The 15,165-nt window shown below is 66.9% G+C and carries 13 protein-coding genes and 2 riboswitches; of the genes, 10 read left to right on the forward strand and 3 right to left on the reverse strand.

The annotated features are described in order from the left end of the window. Positions 1-140: 140 nt before the first annotated feature. Positions 141-2,237 (reverse strand): UvrD-helicase domain-containing protein, encoded by a 2,097-nt coding sequence (locus AC10V3_RS19990; RefSeq protein WP_022536976.1) that lies wholly within the window; start codon positions 2,235-2,237, stop codon positions 141-143. A gap of 271 nt (positions 2,238-2,508) precedes the next feature. Between AC10V3_RS19990 and AC10V3_RS19995 the strand changes: the two genes are divergently transcribed. The 10 genes from AC10V3_RS19995 (at position 2,509) to AC10V3_RS20040 (ending at position 12,742) form a co-directional block, all read left to right on the forward strand. Beyond that, complete coding sequence (locus AC10V3_RS19995; protein WP_013958366.1) at positions 2,509-2,736, forward strand: YMGG-like glycine zipper-containing protein; 228 nt, start codon at positions 2,509-2,511, stop codon at positions 2,734-2,736. A 97-nt stretch (positions 2,737-2,833) separates the two neighbouring features. Beyond that, positions 2,834-2,920: riboswitch (glycine riboswitch) on the forward strand. A 21-nt stretch (positions 2,921-2,941) separates the two neighbouring features. Continuing rightward, a riboswitch (glycine riboswitch) is annotated at positions 2,942-3,065 on the forward strand. Positions 3,066-3,165: 100 nt separating this feature from the next. Beyond that, the gene (gene gcvT, locus AC10V3_RS20000) at positions 3,166-4,293 is read left to right on the forward strand and encodes a glycine cleavage system aminomethyltransferase GcvT (protein WP_349604400.1); all 1,128 of its coding nucleotides are present in this window, start codon (positions 3,166-3,168) and stop codon (positions 4,291-4,293) included. A 99-nt stretch (positions 4,294-4,392) separates the two neighbouring features. Continuing rightward, on the forward strand, positions 4,393-4,773 hold the full coding sequence (gene gcvH / locus AC10V3_RS20005) for a glycine cleavage system protein GcvH (RefSeq protein ID WP_011299457.1): 381 nt from the start codon (positions 4,393-4,395) through the stop codon (positions 4,771-4,773). Positions 4,774-4,871: 98 nt separating this feature from the next. Then, entirely contained in the window at positions 4,872-7,802 is a 2,931-nt protein-coding gene (gcvP, locus tag AC10V3_RS20010; RefSeq protein WP_349604397.1) for an aminomethyl-transferring glycine dehydrogenase, read from the forward strand. A gap of 104 nt (positions 7,803-7,906) precedes the next feature. Beyond that, positions 7,907-8,461 (forward strand): DUF421 domain-containing protein, encoded by a 555-nt coding sequence (locus tag AC10V3_RS20015; protein WP_022536979.1) that lies wholly within the window; start codon positions 7,907-7,909, stop codon positions 8,459-8,461. A gap of 49 nt (positions 8,462-8,510) precedes the next feature. Next, entirely contained in the window at positions 8,511-9,887 is a 1,377-nt protein-coding gene (locus tag AC10V3_RS20020) for an L-serine ammonia-lyase (RefSeq protein ID WP_022536980.1), read from the forward strand. Positions 9,888-9,965: 78 nt separating this feature from the next. After that, the gene (locus tag AC10V3_RS20025) at positions 9,966-10,703 is read left to right on the forward strand and encodes an MBL fold metallo-hydrolase (RefSeq protein WP_022536981.1); all 738 of its coding nucleotides are present in this window, start codon (positions 9,966-9,968) and stop codon (positions 10,701-10,703) included. A gap of 26 nt (positions 10,704-10,729) precedes the next feature. After that, complete coding sequence (locus AC10V3_RS20030; protein ID WP_022536982.1) at positions 10,730-11,203, forward strand: OsmC family protein; 474 nt, start codon at positions 10,730-10,732, stop codon at positions 11,201-11,203. A gap of 85 nt (positions 11,204-11,288) precedes the next feature. After that, a complete protein-coding gene (locus tag AC10V3_RS20035) occupies positions 11,289-12,062 on the forward strand; it encodes an alpha/beta hydrolase (RefSeq protein WP_022536983.1) in 774 nt (257 codons plus the stop codon). A 185-nt stretch (positions 12,063-12,247) separates the two neighbouring features. Then, a complete protein-coding gene (locus AC10V3_RS20040; RefSeq protein ID WP_022536984.1) occupies positions 12,248-12,742 on the forward strand; it encodes a glycine zipper family protein in 495 nt (164 codons plus the stop codon). 27 nt (positions 12,743-12,769) lie between these two features. Here the strand turns inward: AC10V3_RS20040 and AC10V3_RS20045 are convergent, their stop codons facing one another. Together AC10V3_RS20045 and AC10V3_RS20050 are read right to left on the reverse strand one after the other, a co-directional pair. Beyond that, positions 12,770-13,885: a YbdK family carboxylate-amine ligase gene (locus tag AC10V3_RS20045; protein WP_022536985.1), complete on the reverse strand. Its 1,116-nt coding sequence runs from the start codon at positions 13,883-13,885 to the stop codon at positions 12,770-12,772. Beyond that, positions 13,885-15,108, reverse strand: coding sequence for a cation:proton antiporter (locus tag AC10V3_RS20050; RefSeq protein ID WP_022536986.1), 1,224 nt, complete (start codon positions 15,106-15,108; stop codon positions 13,885-13,887). Before AC10V3_RS20050 ends, AC10V3_RS20045 begins: the two co-directional genes overlap by 1 nt. Positions 15,109-15,165: the final 57 nt, after the last annotated feature.

The raw sequence follows: 15,165 nt of genomic DNA on the forward strand, positions 1-15,165 counted from the left end.
GCAGGAAAGCCGGGCAAGCCCGCCGCAGCACGCCTGCGCAAGCGCAGGCAGCACAGTCGCTATGCTAGGGAGCACGGCGCGCGCCGTCTTGTCAGGCTGGTAGGGATTTGTATCGGGACTGTAGTGCGGATTAATGGAATTCAGCCCGCGGCAGTCTTGCCGGGCGTGCCCAGCAGCGCCTTGAGCGCGCCGAGCCGGTCCTTGGGGCTCATCGCCGGGGTTTCGTCCTTGGGCGCGGGCGCTTCCTCCAGCTTCATCTCGCCGATAAAGCGCGACGCCTGGCAGGAATAGGTCTCTCGCGCGCGCTTGCGCTTCTTGCACCAGCTGATCTGCAGGCTGCGCTGCGCACGGGTGATGCCGACGTACATCAGCCGGCGCTCTTCCTCGATCTTCTCGTCGGTCATGTCCTCGTCTTCGCGGCAGTGGGGCAGGATGCCCTCTTCCACGCCGACCAGGAACACATGCGGATATTCCAGCCCCTTGGAGGCGTGCAGCGTCGACAGCCGCACCGCGTCAGGATCTTCCTCGCGCCCTTCGAGCATGCTCATCAGCGCCACGGTCTGGGTCAGTTCCAGCAGGTTCTTGCCTTCGTCGCCAAAGCCGTCGGCGTTGTCGAAGCCGGTGGCCTCTTCGCCCTCGGCGGCTTCCGGCTTGGTGCCCTTGCGCTTGAGCCAGTCGAGGAATTCGAGCGTATTGGTCCAGCGCGACTGGGCCTGGCGTTCGTCGAAGGCGTCGTACAGGTAGGCCTCGTAGTGGATGCCTTCCATCAGGTCGTCGAGCACCACGGTCGCCGGGTCCTTGGCCGCGCGATCGGCCAGCCGCACCATCGATTCGCAGAACACGCGCAGCGGTTCCAGCTGGCGCGGCTGCAGCTTGCCTTCGATGCCGCCCATCATCGCGGCCTCGAACAGCGACACCTTGGCCTGCCCGGCAAAGGTGCCCAGCACTTCCAGCGTGGTAGTGCCCACCCCGCGCCGCGGCGTGGTGATGGCACGGATAAAGGCGGGATCGTCGTCCGGATTGGCGATCAGACGCAGGTAGGCGCAGATGTCCTTGATCTCGGCCTTGTCGAAGAAGCTCTGGCCGCCCGACAGCACGTAGGGAATGCGCTCGCGGCGCAGGATCTGCTCGAAGAGCCGCGCCTGGTGGTTGCCGCGATAGAGGATGGCGTAGTCGCGGAACTGCGCGCGGCGCTCGAACTTGTGCGCGGACAGGCGGAACACCACCGACTCGGCCTCGTGCTCCTCGTCGTTCATCGGGTGAATGGCGATGGGATCGCCCATGCCGTGCTCGCTCCACAGCTTCTTGTCGAACAGCTTGGGATTGTTGGCAATGACCGCGTTGGCCGCTTCCAGGATGCGCACGGTGGAGCGGTAGTTCTGCTCCAGCTTGACCACCTTCAGGGCCGGGAAATCGGTCTGCAGCAGGCGCAGGTTGTCCAGCGTGGCGCCGCGCCAGCCGTAGATGGCCTGGTCGTCGTCGCCCACCGCGGTAAAGGCCGGCGCGCGCAGGTGCGAGCCGCCCGCCAGCAGCTTGAGCAGCTGGTACTGGCACGCGTTGGTGTCCTGGTATTCGTCGACCAGGAAGTAGCGCAGGCGGTTCTGCCACTTGAGCTGTACCGTTTCATTGCGCGCGAACAGTTCGGCGGGCAAGCGGATCAGGTCGTCGAAGTCCACCGCCTGGTAGGCGTGCAGCGTGGCTACGTAGTTGCGGTAGACCAGCGCGGCCTGGTGCTCGTCGGCATTGGCCGCCTGCGCGATCGCGGCCTCGGGGTCGACCATGCCGTTCTTCCACAGCGAGATCGTGCTTTGCACGCCGCGGATCAGCTTCTTGTCGGTGGTGCCGAGCTGCTCCTGGATCAGGCCGAAGCAGTCGTCCGAATCCATGATCGAGAACTGCGGCTTCAGGCCCACATGCTCGGCCTCCATGCGCAGGATCTGCACGCCGAGCGAGTGGAAGGTACAGACCGTCAGCTGCTTCAGAGGAATGCGCTTGCCCTCGCGCGTGGTCTTGCCTTCCATCAGCTTGCCGATGCGCTCCTGCATCTCCTTGGCCGCCTTGTTGGTAAAGGTGACGGCGGCGATATGGCGCGGCTCGAAGCCCTTGTCCTCGATCAGGTGCGCGATCTTCTGCGTGATCACGCGGGTCTTGCCCGAGCCTGCCCCGGCCAGCACCAGGCAGGGCCCGTCCAGGTAGCGGACGGCTTCGGATTGGGCGGGGTTCAGGCCGTGGGTCATGCGAGGGGCGCGGTTGGAGACGGAAGGGGAATCGGCAAGAGAGGCGGGACGCGCCAGCTCGCGCGAAAGGTAGCGGCGGCAAAGCTGCTGATGTTAACACGCTGGCCGCCCCCGGTCAGTCAGCGCAAATCGCATTGACAGCTCCCGTTGTGTCACTGGCGTAACACTTCGTAAAGGCCGGAGCCGATCGCATAGGGCGCCGATCTAACTAATGTGTCCCCCAGCCTGCGCGGCCGTTCGGACATGCATTAATCATCACACGGAGCCAACAATGAAAACCCTGCAAACTTTGACCAAGGTGACCCTGATCGGCGCAACGGTCGCGGCCTTTGCCGGTTGCGCAGACATGACCCCGAAGCAACGCAACACCGCCATCGGCGCGGGCGCGGGTGCCGTGGGCGGCGCCATCCTCACCGAAGGCAGTGCACTGGGTACGCTGGGTGGCGCGGCCGTGGGCGGCGTGATCGGTAACGTCGTCACCGACGACAAGAAGAAGTAAATTCGCCGCCCCTGGCGGCGGGGCGCAGGAACGGGTACAGCCGCCGGGCGGCTTCCGGCCCGCGTTTGACAAAGGCCGGGGCCTCCCGTACATTGCGCGCATCCGACCGGGAGAGCGCGCATCTCTGCGCCGCCGAAGGGGTATCACCCGAAAACTCTCAGGCACCACGGACCGATCGGATCGGCATGCAACATGCACACAATGCATGCCGCACTCTGGAGAGCGGCACCCGCCATTCATGGCGAGCGTGCCCACCGAAGGGGCGCACGAGGATGGGGTCTACGGATCCGCCTTGTAATCTCTCAGGTATCGAGGACAGAGGGGTCATCCGCCGCAGCGGATTGCTACGCCATATTGTTGGCGCGGCGAGCGTTGCGGCGGATGACCCTTTTTTCGTTTTCGCAACCCGAGACTGCCCCCGAGGATTCCATGACGCTCCAGGCCACGCCCCTCAACGCCATCCACCGCGCCCTCGGCGCCCGCATGGTCGACTTCGGCGGCTGGGACATGCCGGTCAACTACGGCTCCCAGATCGAAGAACACAACGCCGTGCGCAGCGATGCCGGCATGTTCGACGTGTCGCACATGTGCGTGGTGGACCTCAGCGGCGCCAATAGCCGCGCCTTCCTGCGCGGCCTGCTGGCCAACAATGTCGACAAGCTGCAGACGCCGGGCAAGGCGCTCTACTCCTGCATGCTGGACGAGAAAGGCGGCGTGATCGACGACCTGATCGTCTACTTCTTTGCCGAGGACCGCTTCCGCCTGGTGGTCAATGCCAGCACCGCGCTGGGCGATATCGACTGGATCCGCTCGCGTAATGCCGCCACCGGCAGCGGCGTGACCATCACCCCGCGCCGTGAAGACGTCGCCCCCGAGGGCGTGCAGCCGCTGGCCATCGTCGCCGTGCAGGGCCCGAACGCCCGCGCCAAGGTGTGGAGCACGTTCCCGTCGACCCAGCCCTCCGACGCCCTCAAGCCCTTCAACGCCGTCGTGGTCCAGGACCCGGCCATCGGCGAAATCATGGCCGCCCGCACCGGCTACACCGGCGAAGACGGCTTCGAACTGGTGGTGCCCGCCGCGAGCGTCGCCGCCGTGTGGGAAAAGCTGAACGCCGCGGGCGTGCGCCCGGCCGGCCTGGGCGCGCGCGACACGCTGCGCCTGGAAGCCGGCATGAACCTGTACGGCCAGGACATGGATATCAACACCTCGCCGCTGGACGCGGGCCTGGCCTGGACCGTCGACCTGCAGAGCGAACGCGACTTCACCGGCAAGGCGGCACTGGCCGCGGCTGGTTCGCGCCAGCAATTCCTCGGCCTGATCCTGCGTGACAAGGGCGGCGTGCTGCGCTCGCACCAGAAGGTGATCACCGCGGCCGGTGACGGCGAGATCACCAGCGGCACCTTCAGCCCGTCGCTGTCGCAGTCGATCGCCTTTGCGCGCCTGCCGCAGGGCGTCAATGTCGGCGACACGGTGCAGGTAGAGATCCGCGACCGCAAACTCAGTGCGACTGTGGTTAAACTGCCGTTTGTGCGCAATGGCAAGGCACTCGTGAGCTAAGGGGAAAACCCGCTCACCCAACGGTCGCCCTCGCCTGCCGGCAGCTTCGCCGGGCAGGCATCACCCAACAAGAAACAGATCTGTATCCGGAGAACCTCCATGAATTTCCCCGCTGACCTCAAGTACACCGAGTCGCATGAGTGGGTACGCGTCGAAGCCGACGGCACGCTCACCATCGGCATCACCGACCACGCGCAGGACGCGCTGGGCGACATCGTCTTCCTGGAACTGCCCGAAGTGGGCAAGTCGGTCGGTGCCGGCGATGCGCTGGCAGTGGTGGAATCGGTGAAGGCCGCTTCCGACATCTACGCTCCGGTGGCCGGCGAAGTGATCGCCGTCAACGAGGCCGCCACGGCCGCGCCGGAAAGCGTCAATGCCGATGCCTTCGACGCCTGGCTGTTCAAGCTCAAGCCGGCCAACGCCGACGACGTCAATGGCCTGATGTCGGCCGACGCGTACAAGGCCAGCGTCGGCGCCTGACGCCGGCCACGCCGGTCCCGCGCGGACCGGCCACTGCAGACAGACGCGCGCCGGCGGGCTGACCACCTGCCGACGCGCCCCCCACGAGGTTCTTGCCAATGAACGCCCCGCTTCCCATGAACGCCGCCCAAGGTAACCGGCCCACGCTGGCCGAACTGGAGGCGCGCGACGCCTTCGCCGCCCGCCATATCGGCCCCGATACCCCCGAACAGCAGCACATGCTGAAGGTGCTCGGCTATGACAGCCGCGCCGCGCTGATCGACGCCGTCATCCCCGCCGCCATCCGCCGCCGCGACGGCATGCCGATGGGCGAGTTCACCGAGCCGCTCAGCGAAGAAGCGGCGCTCGAGAAGCTGCGCGGCCTCGCGCGCAAGAACAAGGTACTGAAGAGCTTTATCGGCCAGGGCTACTACAACACGGTCACGCCGGCGGTCATCCTGCGCAATATCTTCGAGAACCCGGCCTGGTACACCGCCTACACGCCCTACCAGCCGGAAATCTCGCAGGGCCGCCTGGAAGCGATGCTGAACTTCCAGCAGATGGTCACCGACCTGACCGGGCTGGATATCGCCAATGCGTCGATGCTGGATGAAAGCACCGCCGCCGCCGAGGCGATGACGCTGCTGCAGCGCGTGAACAAGCACGATTCGAACATCTTCTTCGTCGCGGACGACGTGCTGCCGCAGACGCTGGAAGTGGTACGCACGCGCGCGCTGCCGCTGGGCATCGAAGTCAAGGTCGGCCCCGCTGCCGACGCCGCCGCGGCCGGCGCCTTCGGCGTGCTGCTGCAATACCCGGGCGTGAACGGCGACGTCAACGACTATCGTGCCATCGCTGACGCCGTGCACGCTGCCGGCGGCCTGGTGGTGGCCGCCGCCGACCTGCTGGCGCTGACGCTGGTGGTCGCGCCGGGCGAATGGGGTGCCGACGTGGCCGTGGGCAACTCGCAGCGCTTTGGCGTGCCGCTGGGCTTCGGCGGCCCGCACGCCGGCTATATGGCGGTGAAGGATGCGTTCAAGCGCTCGATGCCGGGCCGCCTGGTCGGCGTGACCATCGACGCGCAGGGCAACAAGGCCTACCGCCTGGCGCTGCAGACGCGCGAGCAGCATATCCGCCGCGAGAAGGCTACCTCCAACATCTGTACCGCGCAGGTGCTGCTGGCCGTGATGGCATCGATGTACGCCGTCTACCACGGCCCGCAGGGCCTGAAGCGCATCGCCCAGCGCGTGCATCGCCTGACCGCGACGCTGGCCGCCGGTCTGGAAAAGCTCGGCTTCGCGCGCACCAACGCCACCTTCTTCGACACGCTGACACTGGAAACCGGCTTCAATACCGAGGCCATCCACGCCGCCGCCACCGCGCGCGGCCTCAACCTGCGCCATGTCAGCGCCACGCGCGTCGGCGTCTCGCTGGACGAGACTGCCACCCGCGCCGACGTGGTCGCGCTGTGGGAAGTCTTCACGCAAGGCAAGCCGCTGCCCACGGGCCTGGACTTCGACAAGCTCGAAGCCGCCACGCAGGACGCGTTCCCCGCAGCGCTGGCACGCACCACCGAATACCTGACGCACCCGGTCTTCAACACGCACCACGCCGAGCACGAGATGCTGCGCTACCTGCGCATGCTGGCAGACAAGGACCTGGCGCTGGACCGCACTATGATCCCGCTGGGCTCGTGCACGATGAAGCTGAACGCCACCAGCGAGATGATCCCGGTGACGTGGCCTGAGTTCAGCCAGATCCACCCGTTCGCGCCGCTGGACCAGACCGTGGGCTACCGCGAGATGATCGACCAGCTCGAAGCCATGCTGTGCGCCGCCACCGGCTACGCCGCGGTGAGCCTGCAGCCCAACGCGGGCTCGCAGGGCGAATACGCGGGCCTGCTGATCATCCACGCCTACCACGCCAGCCGCGGCGAGAGCCATCGCGACATCTGCCTGATCCCGTCGTCGGCGCACGGCACCAACCCGGCGTCGGCGCAGATGGCCGGCATGAAGGTGGTCGTGGTGGCCTGCGACGAGGACGGCAACGTCGACCTGGACGACCTGGCGAAGAAGGCCGAGCAGCACAGCAAGAACCTGGCGGCCATCATGATCACCTACCCGTCCACGCACGGCGTGTTCGAGCAGGGCGTGCAGCAGATCTGCGAGATCGTGCACCAGCACGGTGGCCAGGTCTATGTCGACGGCGCCAACATGAACGCGATGGTCGGCACCGCCGCGCCGGGCCAGTTCGGCGGCGACGTCTCGCACCTGAACCTGCACAAGACCTTCTGCATCCCGCACGGCGGCGGCGGCCCGGGCGTGGGCCCGGTCGCGGTCGGCGCGCACCTGGCGGACTTCCTGCCCAACCAGGACAGCGTCGGCTATCGCCGCGACGACCGCGGCATCGGCGGCGTGTCGGCGGCGCCGTTCGGCTCGGCCAGCATCCTGCCGATCTCGTGGATGTATATCGCGATGATGGGTTCGGCCGGCCTCACCGCCGCCACCGAGAACGCGATCCTGGCTGCCAACTATGTCGCCAAGCGCCTGGCGCCGTACTATCCGGTGCTGTACACCGGCCAGCACGACCTGGTCGCGCACGAGTGCATCCTGGACCTGCGCCCGCTGCAGAAGGACACCGGCATCAGCAATGAAGACGTGGCCAAGCGCCTGATGGACTACGGCTTCCACGCCCCGACCATGAGCTTCCCGGTGCCGGGCACGCTGATGATCGAGCCGACCGAGAGCGAAGCGCTGCATGAGCTGGACCGCTTTATCGACGCGATGATCGCGATCCGCCAGGAAATCGGCCGCGTTGCCGACGGCACCTTCGACCGCGACGACAACCCGCTCAAGCACGCGCCGCACACCGCTGCGGTCGTGACCGCCGACGAGTGGACCCACAAGTACACGCGCGAAGAAGCCGCGTACCCGGTGGCATCGCTGCGCACGCAGAAGTACTGGCCGCCGGTTGGCCGTGCCGACAACGTGTACGGTGACCGCAACCTGTTCTGCGCCTGCGTGCCGGTGAGCGACTACGTGGTCGACTGACATGCAGGTCCGGCGGGCCGCCGCGGCACCGGGCGCCCGCCAAAGCACTATGCTCGATATGTAGGGCACCGCGCCGTGCGGTGGCCGTCCTGAGCGGAGGCTGCATGTGGAACCTGAGTGCCCCCTGGTGGGAATTCGTGCTGCGCGGGCTGATCGTCTACGGCGCGGTGCTGGGGTTGCTGCGCCTGTCGGGCAAGCGCCAGATCGGGCAGTTGACACCGTTCGACCTGGTGCTGCTGCTGGTCATTTCCAACGCGGTGCAGAACGCGATGAACGCCGGCGACAACTCGGTCAGCGCCGGGCTGATCCTGGCGGTGACGCTGGTCGGCGCCAACGCGATGATCGGCTTCCTGACGTGGCGTTTCCGCAAGCTGGAGCTCCTGGTCGAGGGGCGCCCGCAGGTGCTGGTGCACGACGGCAAGGTCTACCGCGACGTGATGCAGCGCGAGCACATCAGCTTCGATGACCTGAACAAGGCGCTGCGCCATGCCGGCTGCGACAGCGTCGGGCAGGTGCATTTCGCGATCCTGGAAACCGACGGCACGGTCTCGGTCAAGATGCGCGAGCGAGCGCAGCAGGGCGAGGCCCCCGCCACCAGTACCACGGCCACAGGCAGGCCTACGATCTGGACCCATCCCGGCATGGACGAGCCGGTCTGACCTTACAGCACGCACAAGTGCCCTTCACGGGCCATCCTGGAGACATTCCGTGGCAGTCAGCGTTTTCGATCTGTTCAAGGTGGGCATCGGCCCGTCGAGCTCGCATACCGTGGGCCCGATGCGCGCGGCCCTGATGTTCGCGCAGGGACTGGAGCGCGACGGCCTGTTGCCGCAGGTGGCGAGCGTGCGCGCAGAGCTGTACGGTTCGCTGGGCGCCACCGGCAAGGGCCACGGCACCGACAAGGGCGTGATCCTCGGCCTGATGGGCGAGGCCCCCGACACCATCGATCCCGATTCCATCGACACGCGGGTGGCCGCGCTGCGCGCCAGCCGGGAGCTGTCCTTGCTGGGCAAGCACATCGTGCCCTTCGTCGAGAAGGAACACATCGCTTTCTACCGGCGCGAGGCCATGGCCGAGCATCCCAACGGCATGAAGTTCCATGCCTTCGATGCCAGCGGCGCTTCGCTGCGCGAGGCGCGCTACCTGTCGGTCGGCGGCGGCTTCGTGGTTACCGCGGGCGCACCCAATACGCAGGTACTCAACGCCGCGCAGCAATTGCCGCACCCGTTCCGCAGCGGCAAGGACATGCTCGAGATGGCCAAGGCCAGCGGCAAGAGCATTGCGCGGCTGATGATGGAGAACGAGCTGACGTGGCGCAGCGAGCAAGAGGTCACCAGCGGCCTGCTGCATATCTGGGACGTGATGCAGGCCTGCGTGGCGCGCGGCTGCCGCACCGACGGCGAACTGCCGGGCCCGTTCAAGGTCAAGCGGCGCGCGCCGGAGCTGTTCCGCAGCCTGACCGAGCGCGCCGAGCGCACGCTGTCCGATCCGCTGTCGGTGATGGACTGGGTCAACCTTTACGCCATCGCCGTCAATGAAGAGAACGCCGCCGGCGGGCGCGTGGTCACCGCGCCGACCAACGGCGCGGCCGGCATCATCCCGGCGGTACTGCATTACTACGATCGCTTCGTGCCGGGCGCCAGCAAGCAGGGCGTGGTCGACTTCCTGCTGACCGCGGGCGCGATCGGGCTGCTGTACAAGCTCAATGCATCGATCTCCGGCGCCGAGGTCGGCTGCCAGGGCGAGGTCGGCGTGGCCTGTTCGATGGCTGCGGGTGCGCTGGCGGCGGTGCAGGGAGGTACCCCCGCGCAGGTGGAAAACGCCGCCGAGATCGGCATGGAGCACAATCTCGGCCTGACCTGCGACCCGGTCGGCGGGCTGGTGCAGATCCCATGCATCGAGCGCAATGCGATGGCTTCGGTCAAGGCGGTCAATGCGGCGCGCATGGCGTTACGCGGCGACGGGACGCATTACGTGTCGCTGGATTCGGTGATCAAGACCATGCGCGAGACCGGGGCCGATATGAAGACGAAATACAAGGAGACGGCGCGGGGCGGGCTGGCGGTCAATATCGTGGAGTGCTGACCGCCCTCTGCTAGTGCCCATCGGCATGCCCGGCGTATCATGGCGGCGTTCCCCGATCGCAAAAAGAAGAGGACAGCCATGCAGACCTTCCACCAGCTGTTCGACGAAACCTCGTCCACCTTCACCTACCTGCTGATCGACGCCGCCACGGGAGACGCACTGCTGATCGACCCGGTCGACCACCAGCTGGAACGCGACATGGCGCTGCTGCAAGACACCGGCGCGCACCTCGCGTGGGTCATCGAGACCCATGCCCACGCCGACCACATCACCTCGGCCGGCCACCTCGCGTTGCAGACCGGTGCGCACACGGCAGCCCCGTCCGGCTGCGATATCAAGCCCGCGCAGAAACAGCTGATCGATGGCGACACGGTCGCATTCGGCAAGCAGGTGCTGCGCGCGATCCATACGCCGGGACACACCGCCGGCAGCATGAGCTACCTGTGGGAAGAACCCACGCCCGACGGCATCGTGCGCCGCATCTTCACCGGCGACGCGCTGCTGATCGACGGCTGCGGCCGCACCGATTTCCAGTCGGGCGATGCGGGTACGCTGTACGACAGCCTGACCAAGAAGCTGTTCGCGCTGCCCGACGACACACAGGTCTATCCGGCCCATGACTACAAGGGCCGCACCTCTTCCACCATCGGCCAGGAACGCGCGCACAACAGCCGCGTCGCCGGCCGCACGCGCGAGGAGTTCGTCGAGATGATGCGCAACCTGAACCTGCCGCGGCCGAAGCTGATCGACGTTGCGGTACCGGCCAACCAGCGCCTGGGCCTGCGCGACGGCGAAAGCGTGCCGCACGGCGCCTGAGCTTTCCCAACGTTAGGAGTCACCGCATGTCCGCATATACCGCCGAAGTCCTGTGGCAACGCGATGGGCAGGATTTCACCGGCAACCGCTACAGCCGCCGGCATGTGCTGCGCTTTGACGGCGGCGTGGAAGTCCCCGGTTCGTCATCGCCCCATGTGGTGCCGCTGCCGATGTCGGATCCGGGCGCGGTCGATCCGGAGGAGATGTTCATCGCCTCGCTGTCGAGCTGCCACATGCTGTGGTTCCTGTCGCTGGCGGCGAAGCAGCGCTTTGTCGTGGACCGCTATATCGACGCGGCCAGCGGTGTGATGGAAAAGAATGCCGACGGCCAGATGGCGATGACGGTGGTCACGCTGCGCCCGCAGGTGACCTTTGGCGGCGAACGCGAGCCGACGCGCGAAGAACTCGACGCGCTGCACCACGCCGCACACGACGCCTGCTTTATCGCCAACTCGGTCAGGACCGAGGTGCGCTGCGAGCCGGTGTTCGCCGGCGCGTAGCCCGCTTGCCATGTCCGGCAACGTCCCGGCGCAAGCTTCAGCGGGACTGGCGCCGCCGCGGGCCACGCGGGCACGCGTTCGGCCGATGTGGTGGCTTGCCATTGGCGTCGTGCTGCTCACGGGAATCAGCATGCTGCAGGATCACTTCCTCTACTTCCCCGACAAGGCGTCGGTCGATGACATGGTCGCGCCCGGGCTGCGCGCCTGGCCGGGGCCGGAGGACTTTCGCGGACTGGTAGCCGAGCCGGCCGGAGCCGCGCGCGCCACCGCCATGGTGTTTCACGGCAATGCGGGGCACGCCGGGCATCGCGAGTACTACGCCAGCGCGCTGACGAAGCTCGGCATTCGCGTGATCCTCGCCGAGTACCCGGCATACGGTCCGCGCCCGGGTGCGCTCGGCGAGCGCAGCTTCGTGGACGACGCTGAACAGTCCATTAAGCTGGCCCGGCGCCAGTTCGGCGGCCCGCTGCTGCTGATCGGCGAGTCGCTGGGCGCAGGCGTGGCTGCAGCGGCCGCAGCGCGCCAGCGCGACAAGGTTGCCGGCCTGCTGCTGATCACGCCATGGGACAAGCTCGCGCATATTGCCTCGCATCACTATCCCTGGCTGCCGGCCGGCTGGGTGCTGCGCGACCGTTACGACAGCGCGGCCAACCTGGCAGGCTTCGGCCGCCCCGTGATGGTCGCGATCGCCGAACGCGACACCATCGTGCCGGCACGCTTCGGCAAGGCGCTCTATGAGACGCTAGGCGAACCCCGTCGGATGGCGGTGATCGATGGCGCCGGTCACAACGACTGGACCGGGCATGTCGATGCCGCATGGTGGCAAGACGCGGTCGCGTTCCTGCTGGCGCCCCGTTAAGCGCGTGGCGTGCGCCGGCATGCACCTGGCGCCCGCCCTGCAAACAAATAACATCGCGCCGCCAAAACGCTGAGTTGACTTACCCCTGTGCGCTGCAATACTGGCCTTCACAGAACGGCTCGCCACTTGCGCACCGGTCGGTGCATCCGGCGTTGCGTAGCCGACACCCGTGGGGGAACTCCATCATGAAGCAATGCCAGCATCGCAAGCTCTACCGTGGCCTCGGCGTACTGGCCGCCGCGGCGATCGCGCTGATTCCGGCCCAGGCTATGGCGCAGAACAAGCCTATGGCCTATCCGGCCAAGGGCCAGAGCCAGCAACAGCAAGCCAGCGACGACGGTGCATGCTACAGCTGGGCCAAGCAGCAGACCGGCGTGGATCCCGCACAGGCTGCCAACGCACCGCCGCCGGCCCAGGCCCAGAGCGGCCAGCGGGTGCGGGGTGCCGCGGGCGGCGCCGCGGCGGGTGCTGTGGTGGGCGCGATGGCAGGCGATGCCGGCAAGGGTGCGGCGGTCGGCGCTGCAGCGGGTACGGTGGGGGGCGGCGTGGCGCACCGGCAGTCGCGGCGGCAGGCGGACGCCGCGAACCAGCAGGCGGCGGCCAATACCAGCCAGGCAATGGGTTCCTACTACCAGGCCTGGACCGCCTGCATGCAGGGGCGAGGCTACAGCGTTAAGTGAAACGGCGTGCAGTAGCTCAGCGCAGGCTCAGGTCGCCCAGCGCTCGCACGCCTTGCGCACAGTTTCGCGCTGGCTGCGCGCATCCGCATCGACCTGTCGCAGCCATTCGGCATCGCCATCGCGGCGCGCGGCCAGTGCGCGGATATTCGCCAGCGCTTCCAGCGAACCCAGCGCCTCGGCGTGCGGCACCAGCGCATCGCAGATCGACAGGATGTGGTCGGCGATCGGCATGCGCGTCAGTTCGTTGGGATGCACGTATTCGCCGTCCAGCCCGAAGCGGCAGGCCTGGAAGCGATTAAAGGTGTACACCAGGTAGTCGTCTTCCTGCGGCATGAACGGGCGCGACAGCAGCAGGTAGCGCGCCAGCATCTGGATATAGGCGGCGATATCGCAGGCGCGCTGCACCGTCAGCGGCGTGTCCATCACGCGGACTTCGATGGTGCCGAATTCCGGCTTGGGCCGGATATCCCAGTAGAAGTCCTTCATGCTCTCGATCACGCCCGTGTTGCGCATCTTCTCGAAGTACGCGGTGAAGGCGTCCCACGTCAGCAGGAACGGCGCGCGCCCGCTCATCGGGAAGGCCGCCACCGAATTCAGCCGCGCCGAGGCAAAGCCGGTATCCACGCCCTGCACATAGGGCGACGACGCTGCCAGCGCGACAAAGTGCGGCACGTAGCGGCCGATCGCATGCAGCAGGAACAGCGACTCGTCCGCGCTCGGGCAGCCGATATGCACGTGCTGGCCGAACACCGTGAACTGCTTGGCCAGGTAGCCATACAGCTCCGAGATGTACTGGTAGCGCGGCGAATCCGAGATGGTGCGGTCGGCCCATTGCATGAACGGGTGCGTGCCGCCGCCGGCGATGCCCAGGTTGAGCGAGCGCGAGGCCGCCACCATCAGGTCGCGCATGGTGGTCAGCTCTTCCAGCGCCTGCTGGTAGCTGTGGCAGATGCCGGTACTGATCTCGATCATCGACGGACTGATCTCCGGCTTGATGTCGCCGGCATGCTCGGCGCCCTTGAGCGCGCGCAGCAGGTCGGGCGCGAATGGCGCCAGGTCATAGTCATGACGGTTGACGAGCTGCAGCTCCAGCTCCACGCCGAAGGTCAGGGCCTCGGAATGCTTGAACGATTCGAGAGACATCAGCGCCCTCCTCCATTGCCGCGAACCTCGCCAGCGAAGCGCAGCGCCCAGGCCGCGATCACGGGGCCGAGCAGTTGTTCGATTGCCAGCGCGCACAGGATGATGGCGGCCAGCGGCTGTCCGGTTCCCGGGTAAAGGCGTGCCACGTCGCTCATCAGCAGGTAGGCCAGACCCGACATCGGCGCCAGTGCCAGCCCCAGCGCCATGCACTGGCGCATGCTCAGGCCCGAGAATGAACCCAGCGAGACCACACCGGCCAGCTTGGCAGTATGGCGCAGCAGCACCAGCACGACGGCATAGATGCCGCCCACGGCCCAGTCATGTGCAGTCAGCGGCAGGCCCAGCGACACCACCATCACGATGATCAGCAGGCTGCCCGCGCTGCCGAAGTGCGGCGGCCATACATGCGGCTGGCTGTCCTGGTGCTTGAAGACCACACCAGCCAGCATCAGCGTCAGAGGCATCGACAATTTTAGTACCCGCGTCAGCGCGAGCGTGAACAGCACCAGGCCCACCAGCACCAGGAAGCTGTAGTGATCGTCGGCCGACATGCGGTCATAGATGGCGTGGCCGATCTTGCCCACCACCCACGCCAGCAGGCATGAGCCCACCAGCAGGTACAGCGGGTGCAGCAGCGCCGCGCCCAGGTTGCCATACTCGGAATGCAGCCAGCCCGTGGCGACCTGCACGATGGCGGCGGCGTAGATGCTGTTGAGCGCCGCCATCGCCATCAGGCGTTCAGTGACCTGGCCTTCGGCGCGCAGTTCGTTCTTGAGTTGCAGCACGATGGTGGGCGAGGTGCTGACCGCGATGCCGCCGGCCAGGATCGCCACGCCCGGCGAAGCGCCGATCCATTGCAGCACCGCCGCTACCAGGCCCCAGGTCAGCAAGCTTTCAAAGGCGCTGGTCAGCAGCAGCCAGCGGTTGGCGCGCAGCCAGGTGAGGGAGAGGCGATGCCCGAGTTCGAACAAGGCCAGCGCCAGCGCCATATCGATCAGGATACGGGTCTGGTTGATCATGTTCTCGTCGACGATGCCGCGGCCCAGCATGCCGGCGCACAGCCCCGCCACGGCATAGCCGACGATGCGCGGGAAGCGCAGCCAGCGGCGGCTGACCTCGCCCGCGAGGCCGGCGCCGACCAGGGCCAGTCCGACCCAGAAAAGGCCACCTGGCGCGAGCGGGAGGGTGGGGAAAAGTTGGCTCAGTCCATTCATGGTCGACATGGTAATGTAAGCACATCACAATCCATGTCAGTGATTGTCCGACACCGCACCAAACCT

The organism is Cupriavidus sp. PB-02 (genome assembly GCF_058252315.1).